This is a genomic window from Cellulosimicrobium sp. Marseille-Q8652, assembly GCF_965112045.1.
Genome location: NZ_CBCOPS010000002.1, coordinates 1,000,086 through 1,017,624, shown reverse-complemented (window position 1 = coordinate 1,017,624; position 17,539 = coordinate 1,000,086). Strand labels below are relative to the sequence as shown.

The window sequence follows — 17,539 nt, the reverse complement described above, 5'->3', positions numbered from 1 at the left end:
GCGGGTCGCGACGAACTCGTGCCGCACCTCCTCAACACCGAACCGATCGACGGAGTACGAGCGCGTGCGTCCGGCGGCGACGAAGCGTTCGCCCTTGTGGAACTCGCCCACGAGCCGGGCGGAAGCCAAGTACTACTCCGTGTGAGAAACCGGGCGACGGGCACCGCGGACCGGCGTCAGGCGGCCGTGCCGCCGTAGTGCGCGGCCAGGCGCCGCAGCCCCTCGTCGACGCTCACGGCGGGGCGCCAGCGCAGGTCGCGGCGCGTGGCTCGCTGGTCGAACCAGTGCGCGGTCGACAGCTGCTCGGCGAGGAAGCGCGTCATCGGCGGCTCGTCGGCGCCCGGGCGCACGCGCCAGACGGCCTCGACGAGGCTGCCCGCGGCCCGCGCGACCCCGGCCGGCACGCGCCACCGCGGTGGCTCGACGCCGCCCGCGCGGCAGATGCCGGCGAGCAGGTCGGCGACGGTGCGCGGCTCGCCGTTGGTCAGCACGTACGCGCGCCCGTGCACGTCGTCGGCACGGTCGAGCGCGGCGACGATGCCGTCCGCGGCGTTGTCCACGTAGAGCGTGTCGATGAGCGCCGCGCCGTGCCCCAGCAGGGGCAGGCGCCCGCCCGCCGCCCGCTCGAGCACCCGCTCGACGAGCTGCGTGTCGCCCGGCCCCCACACGAGGTGCGGGCGCACGGCGACGACGCTCGGTCCGGTCCCGCCCGACCCGTCCGGCCGCCGACGGCGGTCGCGGCCCAGGGCGAGCAGCTCGCCCGCCGCCTTGGTGCGTGCGTACTCGCCGCGTGCGTGCCGGGGGTCGGCCGGCGTCGTGCCGGCCCCGACCAGGGACGAGCCCAGGTGGGCCACCGACGGCGAGGACACCTGCACGAACCGCTCGGCCCCGGCGCGCTCGGCCGCGTCGAGGAGCGCGCGGGTGCCCTCGACGTTCACGGCGTGGAACTCCGCGGGATCGCCCGCGAGCGACACCTTGGCCGCGAGGTGCACGACCGCGTCGACGCCCTCGACGGCGCGCGCGACGGCTGCCGGGTCGGTCACGGACCCCTGGACGTCCTGGACGCCCGGCACACCCGAGGAGCGGCGCTGGAGCGTGCGGACCTCGTCGCCGCGCGCCACGAGCGCGCGGGCGACGGCGCCTCCGAGCAGTCCCGACGCCCCGGTCACGAGCACGGTCACGGCCGCCCCACCCGCCCGCCGGCGAGGACGCCGTCCGCCCAGGTGGCGAGGCGCGTCCGGTCGATCTTGGAGTTGTGCCGCACGTCGGTGGGCATGCGCGGCACCACGAGCACGGCCGCGAGCGGCACGGGCGACACGGCGCGCACGGCGGCGGTCAGCGCCTCGGGCGCCAGCCCGGGGCGCCGGGCGCCGGGTACGGTCTCGACCACCGCGACCGCCTGCTGCAGGCCCGCGGGCCCGACGCCGACGACGGCGGCCCGCCGCACCTGCGCCACCCGCTCGACGTGCTGCTCCGGCCCCACGGGCGCCAGCGGGCCCTCGGCGGTGCGGAGCACGTGCCCGAGCCGCCCCTCGATCCACAGCCGGCCCTGCCCGTCGAGGTGTCCGACGTCGCCCGTGCGGTGCCAGCGCCCGGGCGGGGTGTCGCGCTCGGCGGCCAGGTCGGTGAGCCACAGCCGGTCGTAGCGCTCCTTGAGGTGCCCGGCCCGCACGAGGACCTCGCCGAGCACGCCGGGTGCCGCCGACGGCGCGCCGGTCGCGGCGCCGTCGTCGTCGAGCGCGCTGACGAGCACCTCCGCCCCGGGCACGGGGAGGCCGACGCACACGCCCGCGTCGGGGGCCGCGGCAGCGTCACGGATGCCGTCGAGCGTGACGTCCGTGACCAGCAGGCACTCCGTCATCCCGTACGGGGTGTGCGCGGTGGCCGCGGGCATGAGCCCGGCGGCCGAGCCGAGCAGCTCGGCCGAGATCGGCGCGCCCGTGGAGAGGAACGTGCGCACGCGCACGAGGGCGGCGCGGTCGGCGGTGTCGAGCGCGTCGGCGGTCGCGACCACGTTGAGGATCGCGGCGGGCGAGAGGAACACGATGCGCGCGTCCGACGCGCGCACGGCGTCGGCGACGGCCCGGGCGGTGAGCGTGCGCGGCGAGGAGACGTCCATGCGCGGCGTCACCGACCGGGTGCCGAGCGCCGGCCCGAGCAGCGCGAACGGGGCGAAGCCCGTGACGAGCCCGGTGTCGGGGCCGACGTCGAAGTGCTCGGCGAGCGTGTCCCGCAACGCGGAGAGGCGGGCGTGCGAGTAGACGACGCCCTTGGCCGGGCCCGTGGACCCGGACGTGAACAGCACGGCGGCCTCGTCGTCGGGGCCGGGCTCGGACGGCAGCGCGATGCCCTCCCCGGCGCGCGCGACGTCGACGAGCTCGTGCGCGACGCCCAGCGCCCGCCGGACCGCGGGCGCGAGCGGGTCGGCCGAGATCCGCACGCCGGGCCAGCCGAGCGCGCGCGCCGCGGCCAGGCCCTTGGTCTGCGCGACGACGAACCGCGGCCACGCCCCGCGCTGGGCGCGCGTGAGCCCGCGGACGCCCAGCCCGGCGTCGGCGACCACCACGACGGCCCCGATCCGCAGGCACGCGTACACCAGCGCGGTCAGCGTGGGCCCCGGCTCGACGAGCAGCGACACCCGGTCGCCCCGGCGCACGCCGATCGCGTGCAGCCCCGCGGCCACCCGCTGCACCTGTCGGTGCAGCGCCCGCCAGCTCACGGCCCGGGCAGAACCGTCGGCGTCGGTCACCCCCATGTCCAGCACCGCAGGCGCGTCGTCCCCCGCCCGCGCGTCCAGCCCCGCCCACAGTGGCACGAAGGGCGAGGCGGCTCCCCCGTCGGCGCCCGTGGTCCCCGCACCGACCGTGGACAGCACCTCGCCCCCGAGCCACCCGAGAACAGCAGGCGTCCAGTCCGCGTCCTCGGCGACGAGATGACCGGCGTCCGCGAACCGGTGCACGTGCGCGTGCGGCAGCCGGCGCACGAGGTCGTCGAGGTAGCGGTCGGAGAACACCGGGTCGTGCGGCCCCCACAGCAGCACGGCGGGCACGCGGAGCCGCGCGACGCCGGCGGCGACGCGGTCGAGCTCGGGCGCGCTGGGGTGCGCGGCGTCCACGGGGATGTCCGCGACGAAGCCCTCGATCCCGTCGCGGTCGTGCGCGGCGCGGTAGGGCAGCCGGTAGGCGCCCGCGACGTCGGCAGGCAGGCGCGGGCGCGCCAGCGCGAGCGTCGTGTCGAGGAAGGCACGGGACGTGCGGGTGCCGACCCGGTGCACGGGCCCGGCGAGCGCGAGGCGCAGCGGCGCGGGCAGCGTGGCGCCGTTGGGCTGGTGCACGGCCGTGTTGAGCAGAGCGACGCCGGCGAGGAGGTCGGGGTGGTCGACGGCCCAGCCGAGGGAGACGACGCCGCCCCAGTCGTGGCCGAGGGTGACGACGGGCCCGGCAAGGCCGAGAGCGTCGGTGAAGGCGCCCAGGTCGGCGACGCGGCGGGCGAGCGGGCGGTGCTCGCCGGTGCGCGCGGAGAAGCCCATCTCGAGCTGGTCGACGGCGACGACGCGCCATGCAGCACCGCCACCGCTGGCGGCGGCGACGGAGCCGGTCACGAGCCGCCGCCACAGGTAGGCCCACGTGGGGTTGCCGTGCACGGCGAGCACGGTGCCGACGGGCGCGAGGCCGCGCCGCTCGAGCTCGGGGCCCGTGTCGAGGTAGTGCCAGGTCGCGCCCCGGGCGTCGCGCAGCACGTGGCTGTACCGCGGGTCCAGGCCGGGCAGCCCGGGCGGGACGGTGCGAGCGGGGCGGAGGAGGGTGTCTGTCGCGGGCGGGGAGACGGGCCCGGTCACCAGGCCAGCTCCAGCATCGCCGTGTTGATGCCGGAGCCGACGCCCATGAGCAGCACGCGGTCGCCGGCGTCGAGCGTGCTCTGCTCCTCGACGAGCGTGATCGGCACGGACGCCGGCCCCACGTTGCCGAGCCGCTCGTAGGTGGTGGGCACGCGGGAGCGGTCCAGCCCCACCGCCTCGACGATGGCGTCGGTGTGCACGCGCGAGACCTGGTGCGTGATGTACCGGTCCATGGAGGCCCAGTCCCAGTCGGCGACGGCGTCCTTCCAGGCGTCCACGACGAGCTCGAGCCCACCCTCGAGAAGCGCTCTCGCATCGGTGAACATGCCGTCGGTGCTGCCCACGCACAGGTCGTGGAACCGGGTCGCTGCCCGGGTGACGCCGCCCAGCACGCGGTGGGCGCGCGGGTGCTCGTCCGCGCGACCCAGCACGGCGGCGGCCGAGCCGGATCCGAGCGTGAGCGAGGCGAACTCCTGCATGAAGTCGTCGCGGTCGCGGTCCTCGCGCAGCAGCCGCTCGATCGTGCGGTCGTGGATGACGTCGGCGTCCTCGCCGTCCACGACGACCGCGTAGCGGATCTGACCGGACTCGATCATGCCCGCGGCGAGGCTCATGCCGTTGATGAAGCCGAGGCACGCGTTGGCGACGTCGAAGTTGGTGGCGGACGACGGCAGGTCGAGCCCGTGGTGCAGCCGCACCGCGACCGACGGCTCGAGGTGCTTGCGCGTGACCGACGTGTTGATCAGGAGCCCGACGTCGGTCGCGTCCACCCCGGCGGCGCGGAGCGCCTCCTGCCCCGCGGCGACCGTCGCGTCGTCGACGTCCTCCTGGGCGGTCCAGGCGCGTCGCTCCTGCACGCCCGCCACGCGTTGCAGCAGCGTGGACGGCAGACGCAGCCGTCGCAGCGCGGGAGCGAGACGCTCCTGCACCTCGGCGGACGTCCGCACGCCGGCGGGAAGCCGGCTGGTGACGGACAGCAGCGCGACGTTGGTGAACCTGGCGGTGGCGTTACCTGACACACGAGCTCCAGACGGCCGGGCGCACGTGCGCCCGGCTCAGCGACGAGACGGCCGGGGGGCCCGACCGCCGGTGCGGCAGCGCGACCGCGCCGGGCGGTCGCCGACGGCTGGTGCCGTCCACTCCCGCGCCCCCGAGCGTAGGACGCTCGGCGGGTGCCCGCCGTTCCAACCGGGCGCGGTGGGATGCGCCACGTCGGTACGGTCGGGCCACGCGCGCGCCCCGGCAGCGGCTCTCCTCGTCGAGCACGCCCCGTTCGTCCTCGTCGCAGAGGGGCGTGGTGCTCCTCGGTGATCGATGACTTCCCCGGCGTCGCGCGGTCTACCCCGGGACCGACACGGCGCGCGACCTGGAGGCGACCATGGGACTCATCGAGATCGAGCTGTTCGCGACCCTCGACCTCGTCGGGCAGGCACCCGGCGGACCGGAGGAGGATCCGGCGGACGGGTTCCCGTTCGGCGGCTGGCAGGCGCCGCTGCTCGACGACGTCGCGGGCGCGCAGGTCGACGCGGCCTACGAGGGCACGGACGCCCTGCTGCTCGGTCGGCGCACGTACGACATCTTCGCCGCCTACTGGCCGCACCAGGAGGACGGCCCGGACGGCGGCTTCGCCACGCTCTTCAACCGCATCCCCAAGTACGTCGCGTCGCGGGGGACGCCGGACCTGCCGTGGGCCGGGTCGACGCTGCTCGGGCCGGACCTCGCGTCCGCCGTGCGCGAGGTGCGCGACCGGCACGAGCACGTCAAGGTCGTCGGCAGCCTGAACCTGGTGCAGTCCCTCCTGCGCGAGAGGCTGTTCGACCGCCTGGACGTGTGGGTGCACCCGATCGTCCTCGGCGTCGGGAAGACCGTGTTCGACGGCGGAGCGGTCCCCACCAACCTCACCCTCCTCGAGCCCGCGGCGACCAGCCCGACGGGCACGGTCCTCCTGCGGTACGGGCTCGCCGACGGGACGCCCCGGACCGGTGACATGAGCGCGCCCGGCCGCGGCCTCTGAGGCCGTCGAGCACGCCGCCGGGTCCGGGACCGGCCGGTCCCGACCGCCCCGCGGTCTGCGCTACGGTGCCGGGGCGGGCTCGCCCCGCAGGATCGACGTCATCTTCTTGCCGCGCGCGACCTCGTCGACGAGCTTGTCCATCCAGCGGATCTTCCTCATGAGCGGGTCCTCGATGTCCTCGACCCGGTAGCCGCAGATCACGCCGGTGATGAGCGACGCCTTCGGGTTCATCGCCGGCGCCTGCTCGAAGAACGTCGCGAGGTCGACCTCGTCCGCGATCGCCTTCTTCAGTCCCGCCTCGTCGTAGCCCGTGAGCCACGTGACGACCTGGTCCAGCTCGTCCACGGACCTGCCCTTGCGCTCGACCTTGGTCACGTAGAGCGGGTAGATGCTGGCAAAGCTCATCGCGAAGATCCGTGGGTGCGCCATCGGTTCCCTCCGTGCTCGGACGTGGGCGGCGTCCTCGACGCGTGGTGCCACCTGTCGCACGCTGCCGCCCTCCCCGACAGTCTCCCACCCGGTGCCACGGTCCTGTGGCACGATCCCGGGCGTGAGCTCCCCGCACAGGCGTCGGGCACGTCGACGGCACAGGCGTCCGGCGCGTCGACCGGGACCGCCGTCGACGTCGCGCTCGCACGTCGCGACGACCCTGACGAGGTCGTCCACCTCGTCTGCTGCCGCGACGTCCCGTGGGAGACCGCGTCCTGCGGCGAGCCCGGGGGCCACGCCAACCTCGCCGCGACGGTGCTCTGCACGGTCGCCGCGAGTCCGTCCGGATCCTAGGCTCGCAGGATGACGATCCAGAGGTTGGACAACGTCGCCGTCGTCGTCGACGACCTCGACGCGGCGGTCGCGTTCTTCACCGAGCTCGGGATGGAGCTCGAGGGCAGGATGCCGATCGAGGACCGGCGGGCGGAGCGCGTCGTCGGGCTCGACGGCATGCGCTCCGAGATCGCGATGATGCGCGTGCCCGACGGCGCCGGTCGCCTCGAGCTCACCACCTACCACTCGCCGGACCTGGTGGACCGGGGCCTGCGCGACGCACCGCCGAACACTCTCGGCCTGCACCGCGTGATGTTCGCCGTCGACGACATCGACGGCACGGTGCAGCGGCTGCGCGGCCACGGTGCCGAGCTCCTCGGCGAGATCGTGCGGTACGACGCGTACCTGCTCTGCTACCTGCGCGGGCCCAGCGGCATCATCGTCGCGCTCGCCGAGCAGGTCGGGTGAGCTCTCCTCACTGGCCCGCGAGCGCCGTCCGGAAGGCGTCGAGCAGGGTGTCGCTGAACAGCACGAACCGCACCTCCTCCACGCTGCCCTGGTCCTGCGGCCGCCAGCCCCGCACGGCGTCGACCGCGACGGTCGCGACGACGTCCGGGTCCCACCCGTAGACCCCGGCGCTCACGGCAGGGAACGCCACGGATCGCGCGCCGAGGTCCGCCGCGACGTCGAGCGAGCGGGTGAAGCACGACGCGAGCAGCGCGGGGTCCGTCTGCCCGCGGTGCCGGTTCGGCCCGACGGTGTGGACCACCCATCTCGACGGCAGGTCGAACGCGTCGGTGGCGACGGCGTCGCCCACGGGCAGGCCGTCGCGGTGGCTGGTCTTGCGCACTCGCCGGCACGCCTCGAGCAGGCGCGGCCCGGCGGCCGCGTGGATCGCGCCGTCGACCCCTCCCCCGCCCAGGAGGTTCGAGTTCGCCGCGTTGACGACGACGTCCGTCGCCACGCGCGTGATGTCACCGCGCTCCGCCGAGATCTGCATGCCGTCGACCCTACTGGCGGCCGGTCCGTCCTCCGCGCTGTCCGGCCCTGACTCGCGCGGCCGTCAGGCCGGGCGCACGACGGCGGCGGCCGCGAGACCGTGCGACGCCTCGAGCCGGTCGACGAGCAGCGTCCCCGCCGCGACGAGCGGGACGAGCACGAGGTTGCCCAGCAGCATCGTGCGCAGGAACGGCAGGCCGGCGACGTAGCTCGCGACGAGCCCGTCGACGCCCGCGGGGTACCACGTGCCACGACCCTGCAGCCACACGCCGAAGTTCGTCCAGGCGAAGAACCACAGCGACCCGGCGACGCCGAACGCGGCACCCGCACCGACGCGTCGCCATCCCGACGTGTTGCGCGCGAGGAGCGACCCGAGCCCGACGACGAGCCACGCGCTCCAGGTGAACAGCGCGATCGCGGTGTTGCCCAGCACGACGTCGGAGACGACCGTCACGGCGAGCGGCACGACGAACGCCCACCGCGAGCGCAGCAGGATCGTGGCCGCGAACGTCGCGGCCGTGACGAGCTCGAGGTTCGGCGGCGCGCCGAGGTCGGCCCGGACGAGGCGCCACACGACGGCGAGCGCCGCGAGCGCGACGACGAGCGCCGGGCGCCACCAGCGGGTCAGGAGGTGCGTCAGGAGGTGAACGTCTCGAGCTTCCACGTGATCTCGTCCCCGTCCTTCGTCTCGAGCGAGCCTGCCCCTACGGTAGCCATCTCACCGTTGACGTACAGCGCCCAGAACTCGCTGTCGGGGTCGGCCGCGACGCCGTCGACCGCGGTGACGAACGCGTTCTCGCCCTCGCCGGTCACCTCGGCGGACGGGTCCGCCTCGAGCAGCAGGTCGAGCGCCATGCGGCCCTCCTCGCCCTCGTACGAGAACTCGGGGGCCTCGTCCGACGACGCGTCGTCCGGGGCGCCGGACTCCTCGGCCGTGCTGCTCTCCGTCGCGGACGGTGAGGCGCTCGGGGTCGCGTCGCCGGCGTCGTCGGCCGACGAGCACCCCGCGAGGAGGCCCGCGGCGAGGAGGAGGGAGGTGAGGGCTGTGAGCGAGCGCGCGGGCGTCTCGCGAAGGGTCCGGAGGGTCACCGGCACAGCCTACGCAGCGCCGACCGCGTCGTGCCCGCCCGACCGACAGGCGGACGCGCTGTCAGACGTCGATGCGGGCCCGGTCGAGCTCGGCGGCCCCTGCGACGATGAAGTCCTTGCGCGGCGCGACGTCGCTGCCCATGAGCAGCTCGAACACGCGCTCCGCGGCCTCCGCGTGCGCGGCGGTGACACGGCGCAGCGTGCGGTGCCGCGGGTCCATCGTCGTCTCGGCGAGCTGGTCGGCGTCCATCTCCCCCAGGCCCTTGTACCGCTGGATGTCGTCCTTGTAGCGGCGCCCGGCGCGGTCGAGCTTCTTCAGCGTCGCGGTGAGCTCCGCCTCGGAGTACGTGTAGATGTACTCGTTCTTGCGCCGCCCGGAGCCGATGACCTCGACGCGGTGCAGCGGCGGCACGGCGGCGAACACGCGGCCGGCCTCGACCATGGGCTTCATGTACCGGTAGAACAGGGTGAGGAGCAGGGTGCGGATGTGGGCGCCGTCGACGTCGGCGTCCGTCATGAGGACGATCCGCCCGTAGCGCGCGGCCTCGAGGTCGAACGACCGGCCCGACCCGGCGCCGATCACCTGGATGATCGCCGTGCACTCGGCGTTGCGGAGCATGTCGCTCACGGACGCCTTCTGGACGTTGAGGATCTTGCCGCGGATCGGCAGGAGGGCCTGGAAGTCCGAGCTGCGGGCGAGACGCGCCGTGCCGAGCGCGCTGTCGCCCTCGACGATGAACAGCTCGCTGCGACCGACGTCGTCGCTGCGGCAGTCCACCAGCTTGGCCGGCAGGGACGAGGTCTCGAGCGCGTTCTTGCGGCGCGAGATCTCCTTCTGCTTGCGCGCGGTGATGCGGGCGCGCATCTCCGCGACGACCTTGTCGAGCAGCAGCGCGGCCTGGGTCTTCTCGTCGCGCTTCGTCGACGTCAGCAGCGCGTTCAGCTCCTTCTCCACCACGCGCGCCACGATCGCGCGCACGGGCGCCGTGCCGAGGACCTCCTTCGTCTGCCCCTCGAACTGGGGCTCGGCGAGCCGCACGGTGACGACCGCGGTGAGGCCGGCGAGGACGTCGTCCTTCTCGATGCGCTCCGACGCGTCCTTCGTCGAGACCTTGAGCCGGCGCGCGTTGGTCTCGACGGCCTTGCGCAGCACCTTGAGCAGACCGGCCTCGAACCCGCCGAGGTGGGACCCGCCCTTGGGCGTGGCGATGATGTTGACGAAGCTGCGCACCTCGGTCTCGTACCCCGAGCCCCAGCGGAGCGCGACGTCGACCTCGCACTCGCGCGTGACGGCCTGCGGCGACATGTGCCCGCGGTCGTCCAGGACCGGGACGGTCTCGGTGAAGGTGCCGCTCCCCGTGAGGTGCCAGGTCGCGGTGACGGGCGTGTCGGGCGCGAGGAACTCCACGAAGTCCACCGAGCCGCCGTGGTGGACGAACGTCTCCTCGTGCGGCCCGTCCTCCGCCGGCGTGCCGGGCAGGCCACGCTCGTCGCGGACCGTGACCTCGAGACCCGGGACGAGGAACGTCGTCTGCCGCACGCGCGTGACGAGCTCGTCGTAGGAGAAGACCGCGCTCTTCGGGAAGACCTGGCGGTCGGCCCAGTACCGCACGCGCGTCCCGGTGACGCCCCGGCGGGTCTTGCCGACCACCGCGAGCTCCGAGCGGCTCACGAACGGCTCGAACGGCGCGTCCGGCGTCGGTCCGGCCTTCGGGTCCGCGAACGTCCCCGGCTCGCCGCGGTGGAACGTCATCCGGTGCGTCTTGCCGCCACGGTCGACCTCGACGTCGAGACGTGCCGACAACGCGTTGACGACCGACGCACCGACGCCGTGGAGGCCACCGGACGCCGTGTACGAGCCGCCGCCGAACTTGCCGCCCGCGTGGAGCTTGGTGAAGACGACCTCGACGCCGGACAGCCCCGTCTTGGGCTCGATGTCGACGGGGATACCGCGACCGTCGTCCTCGACGGTGACCGACGTGTCCGCGTGCAGCACGACGCGGATGCGCGTGCAGTTGCCCGCGAGCGCCTCGTCGACGGAGTTGTCGATGATCTCCCACAGGCAGTGCATGAGCCCGCGGGAGTCCGTCGAGCCGATGTACATGCCCGGGCGCTTGCGCACGGCCTCGAGGCCCTCGAGCACGGACAGGTGCCGAGCGGTGTAGCTGGACTCAGCGGAGGTGGTCGTCACGGCGGACAGCGTAGTCGAGGCCGCCCACGCCGCCGTGCTGCCGTGCCGTGGGCGCCGATCCCGGCCTGATCCGCCCTCCGCGCGGGACCTCGCCGTATTCCCGCGCAGGGCGGGCTACGCGGGTAGCGAACCGGGCCCTCTTCGGCACCGCGGAGGCGGCACAAGATGGTTTCATGGTCGTGTGACTGCTACGACGACCACCACCGAACCCCTGACCGCGGCCGACCGCTGCGACCGTTGCGGGGCCCAGGCGTACGTCCGCGTGGTCCTGCCGAGCGGCGAGCTGCTGTTCTGCGGCCACCACGCACGGGCCCACGCCGACGCCTACTCGGGCGTCGCGACCCAGATCCAGGACGAGACGGACCGCCTGCACGCCGAGCACGGCGCGGGCGCGATGCGCTGAGGCCACCCCTACCCCACGACGCCCCTTCCGGTGACCACCCACCGGGAGGGGCGTCGTCGTCCCCGGACGACCCCGACCTCGGACCGGCGTCGGGTCGGCGGCGGGCGGTCGCGGGGGGCTCGAGCGCCGGAAGACCGGGGACGACGGCGTCGGCACCCCGGGGACGACGAAGGGCCCGGGCGGACGACCAGTCCTCCCGGGCCCTTCGCGCGACACGTCAGTCGAGGTAGTCCCGCAGGACCTGGGAGCGGCTCGGGTGCCGCAGCTTCGACATCGTCTTGGACTCGATCTGGCGGATGCGCTCACGCGTCACGCCGTAGACCTTGCCGATCTCGTCGAGCGTCTTCGGCTGTCCGTCGGACAGCCCGAAACGCATCGAGACCACGCCGGCCTCGCGCTCCGAGAGCGTGTCGAGGACCTGGTGCAGCTGCTCCTGCAGGAGCGTGAAGCTCACCGCGTCGGCCGGGACGATGGCCTCGGAGTCCTCGATGAGGTCACCGAACTCGGAGTCGCCGTCCTCGCCGAGCGGGGTGTGCAGCGAGATGGGCTCGCGCCCGTACTTCTGAACCTCGACGACCTTCTCGGGCGTCATGTCGAGCTCCTTGGCGAGCTCCTCGGGCGTGGGCTCACGACCCAGGTCCTGCAGCATCTGCCGCTGCACGCGGGCCAGCTTGTTGATGACCTCGACCATGTGCACCGGGATGCGGATGGTGCGCGCCTGGTCCGCCATCGCGCGCGTGATCGCCTGACGGATCCACCACGTCGCGTACGTCGAGAACTTGTAGCCCTTGGTGTAGTCGAACTTCTCGACCGCACGGATCAGACCGAGGTTGCCCTCCTGGATCAGGTCCAGGAACAGCATCCCGCGGCCCGTGTACCGCTTGGCCAGCGACACGACCAGGCGCAGGTTCGCCTCGAGCAGGTGGTTCTTCGCGCGCTTGCCGTCGTGCGCGATCCACTGCAGCTCACGCTTGAGCTTGCGGTCCAGGTCGTCGCCCTCGGCCGCGAGCTTCTCCTCCGCGAACAGGCCGGCCTCGATCCGCTTGGCGAGCTCGACCTCCTGCTCCGCGTTCAGCAGCGCGACCTTGCCGATCTGCTTGAGGTAGTCCTTCACCGGGTCCGCGGTCGCACCCGCGGTGACGACCTGCTGCACCGGGGCGTCGTCCTCGTCCGCGTCGGACACGACGAAGCCGCGCGCCTCCTCGGCGCCCTCGGTCGCGGGTGCGCCGGTCGCCTTCGCGCCGGCGGCTGCCGCCACGTCGCCCTCGACGACCTCGTCCGTGACGTCGATCTCGAGGTCCTCGACGTCGACCACGTCGTCCGCGTCGGCGTCCTTCACGACGCCCGCCTTCGCAGCGCCCGCCTTCGCAGCGCCCGCCTTGGCGGAGGCCGCCGACTTCGTGGCGGTGGACCGCGGCGCGCGCGTCGTCTTGGCGCCGGCGCTCTTCGCCGCGGCGCTCTTCGTCGCACGCGCCGGGGTGGCCGGCGCGGCGGCGTCGACCTCCTCGCCGGTCGCGTCGGCCGACGGCGCTGCGGCGCTCGTGGTGCGCTTGGCGCCGGTCGTGGCGGCGGCCTTGGGGGCGCGCGCCGTCGTCGTGCTGCGCGGGCTCGCCGCCGCCGCGACCGCGGTCGCGGTCGGGATCTCGACCTCGACGCCTGCACCCGCGAGCGCGCGGAACACCGCCTTCAGCCGCTTGGCGTCGTTGACGGCCGCCTGCTCGCACGCGGTGCGGAAGCTCTCGGCGTCGACGCGGCCGTTCGCACTCCCGCGGCGCAGGAGCTCCTGCAGTGCGGGGTGCTCGAACTCGCGCGGGAGTGCGGGGATCTGTGTGGAGGGCGCCACAAACCGACCTTTCGGCATCACTTGGGGGGCGGTAGGGCCACCAGAGCGGGGGACATGGACCGTGATCAGGGTGCTGACTCGGGGACTCTCACGGGCTCACTCTGACTCTCACGGCGAGTCGACGGGCTCGGGTGGACATCTCTATTGTACCGGCGATCCGCGCGCGGAGCGTCGCGACACGTGGCTGCACGCGCTCGTCGTCGGCGGCTTCTCGTGCTCAGTGCTGTGTCGCAGGGCGCTTCCGCGCCGGGGCCTTGTGGGGTCAACGACCGCGGCGCCCCGAAGATTCCCGGCGGGCGCCCTCGTCAGCGGGCCGCGGGACGCTCCGGCTTGACGGCGAGCACCGGGCACGGGGCGTCGAGGAGGATCCGCTGCGCGTTGGAGCCCAGGATGAGCTTGCCGACCGGGCTGCGTCGTCGCAGCCCGATGACGATCAGGTCCGCCGACGTCCGCTCCGCGACGGCCACGAGGTCCTCGGCGAGGTCCGCGCTCCCGCTCTCCACCCGGAGCGTCGCGCCCGCACCCTGGAGGCGGTCCTCGACCCGGCGCAGGTCGTCGTCGCGCACCGTGCCGGCCTCCGGGGAGACCACGGACTCCCCAACCACGACCACGAGCTCGGTCCCGCGGCGCACCGCCTCCGTCGCGGCGGTGTCGAGCGCCTCCCGGCCCTCGGGTGTGCTCAGGTGGGCGACGACGACGGTCATGTGTCCTCCGCGGGCGGCTCGTCGGGACGGGCGGTGGTGCGGCGCGCCACCGTGCCCGACCGTACCCGAAGCCGCCCGCCGCCGGAGGACCGGCGTCCTCACGCCCGGGCACGGACCCAGCCCGGTGGGACCCCGGCGTCGAGCGCGCTCGCGAGCAGGAGCGCGAGGCGGTACGACCCGTCCTGGGCGAGCGCCTCGCGCACGCGCTCGGCCGCCCGGCCCCCGTCCCCGTGCCACCACGCGATCAGGGCGAGCAGGGTCAGCGCCGGGGCCGCGCGTCGCCGGGCGGCGTGCGCGACGACGGCCTCGAGCACGGCACGCGCCGGCTCGGTCTCCTGCGGCACCGGGGCGATCGCGACGGCCGGGTCGACGATCCGGGCGATCGCCTCGCCCGTCCCCGCGTCGACGTCCCCGCCGCGCGCGGTCCGTTCGGGCAGGTCACCGACGCCGGGCACGAACGACAGGAGCACGGCGTCCCGCACGGGGACGGCGTCGAGAGCCGCCTCGACACGGCCGACCAGCGCCGGCGGGAGCTCTGCGCTCCGCCCGGGCGGCGCGCCCGCGACGAGCGCCACCGCGCGCCGCCAGGCCGCGAGGCCGTCCTGCCTCCAGGCGACGGCTCCCGGCGTCGACGGCGCCGTGGAGGCCGCCCGCGCTCGTCGTGACGCGCGAGCCGCGCTCCGGCGTGCGTCCGGAGCAGCCGGCGGGATGCGGAACGCGTCCTCGCGCGAGTCGGCGACCCCCGCGCCGGACAGGACCATGTGCGCACCGACCTCGCTCGACTCGAGCTCGCTCGTCGGCCGACCTCCCGGAGGGCAGCAGGCGGGGTCGTCGCAGTCGAGGCAGCCCCAGCCCGTCGTCGTGACGACCCACACGTCGGTGGGCCCGAACGTGTCCTCGACCGTCTCGCGGCAGTGCTCGACCGCGGCCCGTTCACGGGCGGCGGTCGGACCGTCGGCGCGCAGCGGCGCGTCGGTGTACACGACGACGGCGGCGCGGGACGCGCCGTCGGCAGCCAGGTGGGCGAGCACCGTGCGCGCGACCTGCGGCCCGTGCTCGAGGTCGGCGACGTCGTCGATGTCGACGCGCGCGACGAGGCCGACGCGACCGCGCGGGCCGCGCAGGCCCACGAGCACGACGCTCTCGTGCGGGCGGTAACCGAGGCGGTAGGGGACGTAGGCGAGCAGCTCGCGCGGGCCGCGGGCCCGGATCAGGGTCGACATGGTCACATCCCAGCCGTCCCGGGCCGCGGAGCAGGGGCCCGCCGCAGGCCTGTGGACGCGCCCGGGGGGTGTGGTCGACCGTCCTGACCGCTGCTGGCCCGTTCCCGCCACGATGGCTACGGTGTGCGCGTGCCCACTCGACCGCCTCGCGCGTCCCGCGACCGCGCGGCCCGGGCCCTCGTGGTCGCCGCCCTCGTCGTCGTCATGACCGCGTGCGGCCCGGGGAGCGACGACGCCCCCGACGCCGGCCCCTCGCAGAGCGGGCAGCCGGCGGGCGAGGCGGGCGACGTCGACGGCGCGGACGACGCCCCGGCCGCGCCTCGGGGCACCCCGCTGCCCGAGTACGACGTCGCCTCGGCGGTCGGCGACCTGGTCCAGGGGTTCCCCGCCGAGCTCGTGCCCGTGGCCCCCGGCTCGCAGGTCCTCGCGAGCTCGGCCCGCCCGTCCGACGACGGGACGTTCGTCGTCGTCACGCTCAACCTGCGCTCGGAGGAGACCGTCGAGGCGCTCACCGCCTACTACGCCGAGACCCTGGGAGCCGCCGGGTTCACGGTCTCGCCGTCGGTCGTGCCGAGCGCGCTCACGTCGTTGACCACGTTCGTGCGCGCCCCGGCGGCCGACGCCCCCGCCGAGTCGGTGGCCGTGGGCGTCTTCGACGACGAGGCCGAGCGTCTCGTGACGATCAGCGGCCAGGTCGTCGCGGGCTGACCGCCGTCGCATAGGCTGCGTCCGTGCCGAACGGGACCCCTAGCGCCTCCGCGCCTCACGCCGGTCCGTCCGAGGACGGGCGGACCACCGCGACGAGCCTCGTCGACCGGGAAGGGGTGCGCCCCGGCGTCGACGCCGCGCTGGGCGCCGCGTGCGCCGGGCTCGCCGACGAGCTCGCGGCGACGCACCCCGACGCCGCGCCGCTCGTCCGCGCCACGGACGAGCTCCTCGCGGGCGGGAAGCGCCTGCGGGCGGCGTTCTGCTACTGGTCGTGGCGCGCGCACGGCGGCGACCCCGAGGACGCGCGGCGTGACGCCGTGCTGCGCGCGGGCGCCGCGCTCGAGCTGTTCCAGGCGGCCGCGCTCTTCCACGACGACGTCATGGACGCGTCCGACACGCGCCGCGGCCGCCCGACGGCGCACCGGGCGTTCGCCGCGCACCACCGCGGCTCCGGGTGGCACGGCGACCCGGACCGGTACGGCGAGAGCACCGCGATCCTCCTCGGCGACCTGGCGCTCATCGCGAGCCACCGCGAGCTCGGCGACGCGCTGGAGAGCGTCCCGGCCGACGTCGCCGCCCGGGCGCGCGGCGTGTTCGGACGGATGCAGACGGAGGTGACCGTCGGCCAGTACCTCGACGTCCACGCCCAGGTCCTCCCGTGGGGCGAGGACCCCGCGGCGGACGAGGAGCGGGCCCGCGCGGTCGTGCGCTCGAAGTCGGCGCGCTACTCCGTCGAGCACCCGATCGCGCTGGGAGCCGCGCTCGCGGGCGCGGACGACGCGCAGGTCGCGGCGACGAGCGCGTTCGGGCTGCCCGTGGGTGAGGCGTTCCAGCTCCGTGACGACGTGCTCGGCGTCTTCGGCGACTCCCGGGTCACCGGCAAGCCCGCGGGCGACGACCTGCGCGAGGGCAAGCGGACCGTCCTGGTGGTCCGCGCCCTGGCCGCCGCGTCGCCCGAGCAGCGCGCGCTGCTGCTCGGCCGCCTCGGGGACCCCGGGCTCGACGCCGGGTCCGTCGAGCTCCTGCGTGACGTGCTCGTCGGCACGGGCGCCCTGGCCTCCGTCGAGGCGCTCATCGACGAGCTCACCGCCCAGGCCTTCTCCGCCCTCGGCTCCGTCGACCTCCGCGAACCCGGGGCGGGGATGCTCGCCGCGCTCGCGCGCGCCGCCGTCGAGCGCACGGCCTGACGCTCGGGTACCTCGCGTCGGCGCGGCGCCGAGGACGACGAGTGACCGACCGGCCAGGCCCGGCCCGTCAGGCGAGCGACTGGGCGATGCGCCGCACGTGCGCCTTGCGTCCCGCGACGAGCGCGTCCATCGGCGACTCCCCCAGCTCCTCCTCGGGGCGGAAGAGCCACCCGATGATCTCCTCGTCGCGGAAGCCGGCGTCGGTGAGGACCGCGATCGTGCCCTGCAGGCTCACGAGGACCCCGACCCGCCCGTCGCCCGACGGCTGCTTGGCGTTCGCGGGCTCGATGAGGTGCAGGGGGACCAGGAAGCGCGCCGGCACCTGGAACGTGGCGCGCTCGCCGCGGCGCATGCCGACGACGCGGCGGTCCTGGAGGATGCGCCGTGCCCTGCCGACGTCCGTCCCGAGGGCCTCGGCGAGGTCGGGCAGGGTGAGCCACTCGCCCACGAGGGCGTCGAGCTCGGCGGAGGGGTCGGCGGTCGCGTCGTGATCGGTCACGGGCCAAGCCTACGGCGCCTGCACAGGACGCCCACGACCCGACCGCCCCGGCTCACCGGAACGGAGCCGGTCGCCGCCT

The 17,539-nt window shown here is 75.0% G+C and carries 17 protein-coding genes; 5 read left to right on the top strand and 12 right to left on the bottom strand.

Going from position 1 to position 17,539, the window contains the following annotated elements; all coding sequences use genetic code 11:
• Nucleotides 1-176: 176 nt before the first annotated feature.
• The 3 genes from ACWPWV_RS14400 to ACWPWV_RS14390 are packed head-to-tail and all read right to left on the bottom strand — an operon-like array spanning nucleotide 177 to nucleotide 4,857.
• Nucleotides 177-1,181 (bottom strand): NAD-dependent epimerase/dehydratase family protein, encoded by a 1,005-nt coding sequence (locus ACWPWV_RS14400; protein ID WP_454043641.1) that lies wholly within the window; start codon nucleotides 1,179-1,181, stop codon nucleotides 177-179.
• Nucleotides 1,178-3,838 (bottom strand): alpha/beta fold hydrolase, encoded by a 2,661-nt coding sequence (locus ACWPWV_RS14395; RefSeq protein ID WP_454043640.1) that lies wholly within the window; start codon nucleotides 3,836-3,838, stop codon nucleotides 1,178-1,180. The genes ACWPWV_RS14400 and ACWPWV_RS14395 overlap by 4 nt, the downstream gene beginning before the upstream one ends.
• Nucleotides 3,835-4,857 (bottom strand): 3-oxoacyl-ACP synthase III, encoded by a 1,023-nt coding sequence (locus ACWPWV_RS14390; RefSeq protein WP_454043639.1) that lies wholly within the window; start codon nucleotides 4,855-4,857, stop codon nucleotides 3,835-3,837. Before ACWPWV_RS14390 ends, ACWPWV_RS14395 begins: the two co-directional genes overlap by 4 nt.
• Before the next feature lie 359 nt (nucleotides 4,858-5,216).
• On the opposite strand from ACWPWV_RS14390, the gene ACWPWV_RS14385 reads away from it, so the two are divergent.
• Nucleotides 5,217-5,852, top strand: coding sequence for a dihydrofolate reductase family protein (locus ACWPWV_RS14385; RefSeq protein WP_454043638.1), 636 nt, complete (start codon nucleotides 5,217-5,219; stop codon nucleotides 5,850-5,852).
• A gap of 60 nt (nucleotides 5,853-5,912) precedes the next feature.
• Here ACWPWV_RS14385 and ACWPWV_RS14380 read toward each other — a convergent pair whose 3' ends face one another.
• Nucleotides 5,913-6,281, bottom strand: coding sequence for a DUF2200 domain-containing protein (locus ACWPWV_RS14380; protein WP_454043637.1), 369 nt, complete (start codon nucleotides 6,279-6,281; stop codon nucleotides 5,913-5,915).
• A 363-nt stretch (nucleotides 6,282-6,644) separates the two neighbouring features.
• Between ACWPWV_RS14380 and ACWPWV_RS14375 the strand changes: the two genes are divergently transcribed.
• A complete protein-coding gene (locus ACWPWV_RS14375) occupies nucleotides 6,645-7,082 on the top strand; it encodes a VOC family protein (RefSeq protein ID WP_454043636.1) in 438 nt (145 codons plus the stop codon).
• Between the two features lie 7 nt (nucleotides 7,083-7,089).
• On the opposite strand, the gene ACWPWV_RS14370 is transcribed toward ACWPWV_RS14375, so the two are convergent.
• The 4 genes from ACWPWV_RS14370 to ACWPWV_RS14355 form a co-directional block, all read right to left on the bottom strand.
• Nucleotides 7,090-7,614 carry an O-acetyl-ADP-ribose deacetylase gene (locus tag ACWPWV_RS14370; protein WP_454043635.1) on the bottom strand — a complete coding sequence of 175 codons (525 nt, stop codon included), beginning with the start codon at nucleotides 7,612-7,614 and terminating at the stop codon, nucleotides 7,090-7,092.
• A gap of 63 nt (nucleotides 7,615-7,677) precedes the next feature.
• Nucleotides 7,678-8,277 (bottom strand): DUF6580 family putative transport protein, encoded by a 600-nt coding sequence (locus ACWPWV_RS14365; RefSeq protein WP_454043634.1) that lies wholly within the window; start codon nucleotides 8,275-8,277, stop codon nucleotides 7,678-7,680.
• Entirely contained in the window at nucleotides 8,250-8,702 is a 453-nt protein-coding gene (locus ACWPWV_RS14360; protein ID WP_454043633.1) for a DUF4430 domain-containing protein, read from the bottom strand. Before ACWPWV_RS14360 ends, ACWPWV_RS14365 begins: the two co-directional genes overlap by 28 nt.
• 61 nt (nucleotides 8,703-8,763) lie before the next feature.
• Nucleotides 8,764-10,893 carry a DNA gyrase/topoisomerase IV subunit B gene (locus ACWPWV_RS14355; RefSeq protein WP_454043632.1) on the bottom strand — a complete coding sequence of 710 codons (2,130 nt, stop codon included), beginning with the start codon at nucleotides 10,891-10,893 and terminating at the stop codon, nucleotides 8,764-8,766.
• A gap of 181 nt (nucleotides 10,894-11,074) precedes the next feature.
• Between ACWPWV_RS14355 and ACWPWV_RS14350 the strand changes: the two genes are divergently transcribed.
• The gene (locus ACWPWV_RS14350) at nucleotides 11,075-11,296 is read left to right on the top strand and encodes a DUF7455 domain-containing protein (protein ID WP_435736190.1); all 222 of its coding nucleotides are present in this window, start codon (nucleotides 11,075-11,077) and stop codon (nucleotides 11,294-11,296) included.
• A gap of 217 nt (nucleotides 11,297-11,513) precedes the next feature.
• On the opposite strand, the gene ACWPWV_RS14345 is transcribed toward ACWPWV_RS14350, so the two are convergent.
• From ACWPWV_RS14345 to ACWPWV_RS14335, 3 genes are all read right to left on the bottom strand, one after another.
• Entirely contained in the window at nucleotides 11,514-13,139 is a 1,626-nt protein-coding gene (locus ACWPWV_RS14345; RefSeq protein WP_454043631.1) for an RNA polymerase sigma factor, read from the bottom strand.
• 305 nt (nucleotides 13,140-13,444) lie between these two features.
• A complete protein-coding gene (locus ACWPWV_RS14340; RefSeq protein ID WP_454043630.1) occupies nucleotides 13,445-13,843 on the bottom strand; it encodes a universal stress protein in 399 nt (132 codons plus the stop codon).
• A 98-nt stretch (nucleotides 13,844-13,941) separates the two neighbouring features.
• Nucleotides 13,942-15,066, bottom strand: coding sequence for a DUF4192 domain-containing protein (locus tag ACWPWV_RS14335; RefSeq protein ID WP_454043629.1), 1,125 nt, complete (start codon nucleotides 15,064-15,066; stop codon nucleotides 13,942-13,944).
• A 129-nt stretch (nucleotides 15,067-15,195) separates the two neighbouring features.
• On the opposite strand from ACWPWV_RS14335, the gene ACWPWV_RS14330 reads away from it, so the two are divergent.
• Both ACWPWV_RS14330 and ACWPWV_RS14325 read left to right on the top strand, forming a co-directional pair.
• On the top strand, nucleotides 15,196-15,774 hold the full coding sequence (locus tag ACWPWV_RS14330) for a hypothetical protein (protein WP_454043628.1): 579 nt from the start codon (nucleotides 15,196-15,198) through the stop codon (nucleotides 15,772-15,774).
• Between the two features lie 23 nt (nucleotides 15,775-15,797).
• The gene (locus ACWPWV_RS14325; protein ID WP_454043627.1) at nucleotides 15,798-16,961 is read left to right on the top strand and encodes a polyprenyl synthetase family protein; all 1,164 of its coding nucleotides are present in this window, start codon (nucleotides 15,798-15,800) and stop codon (nucleotides 16,959-16,961) included.
• 67 nt (nucleotides 16,962-17,028) lie between these two features.
• Here the strand turns inward: ACWPWV_RS14325 and ACWPWV_RS14320 are convergent, their stop codons facing one another.
• Nucleotides 17,029-17,460 (bottom strand): Rv2175c family DNA-binding protein, encoded by a 432-nt coding sequence (locus tag ACWPWV_RS14320; RefSeq protein WP_454043626.1) that lies wholly within the window; start codon nucleotides 17,458-17,460, stop codon nucleotides 17,029-17,031.
• Nucleotides 17,461-17,539 lie beyond the last annotated feature (79 nt).

Excerpts from the sequence above, each read along its gene's own strand:
- ACWPWV_RS14385 (WP_454043638.1), top strand. The coding sequence starts at position 5,217 with ATGGGACTCATCGAGATCGAGCTGTTCGCGACCCTCGACCTCGTCGGG.
- ACWPWV_RS14380 (WP_454043637.1), bottom strand. The coding sequence starts at position 6,281 with ATGGCGCACCCACGGATCTTCGCGATGAGCTTTGCCAGCATCTACCCG.
- ACWPWV_RS14375 (WP_454043636.1), top strand. The coding sequence starts at position 6,645 with ATGACGATCCAGAGGTTGGACAACGTCGCCGTCGTCGTCGACGACCTC.
- ACWPWV_RS14370 (WP_454043635.1), bottom strand. The coding sequence starts at position 7,614 with ATGCAGATCTCGGCGGAGCGCGGTGACATCACGCGCGTGGCGACGGAC.
- ACWPWV_RS14340 (WP_454043630.1), bottom strand. The coding sequence starts at position 13,843 with ATGACCGTCGTCGTCGCCCACCTGAGCACACCCGAGGGCCGGGAGGCG.
- ACWPWV_RS14335 (WP_454043629.1), bottom strand. The coding sequence starts at position 15,066 with ATGTCGACCCTGATCCGGGCCCGCGGCCCGCGCGAGCTGCTCGCCTAC.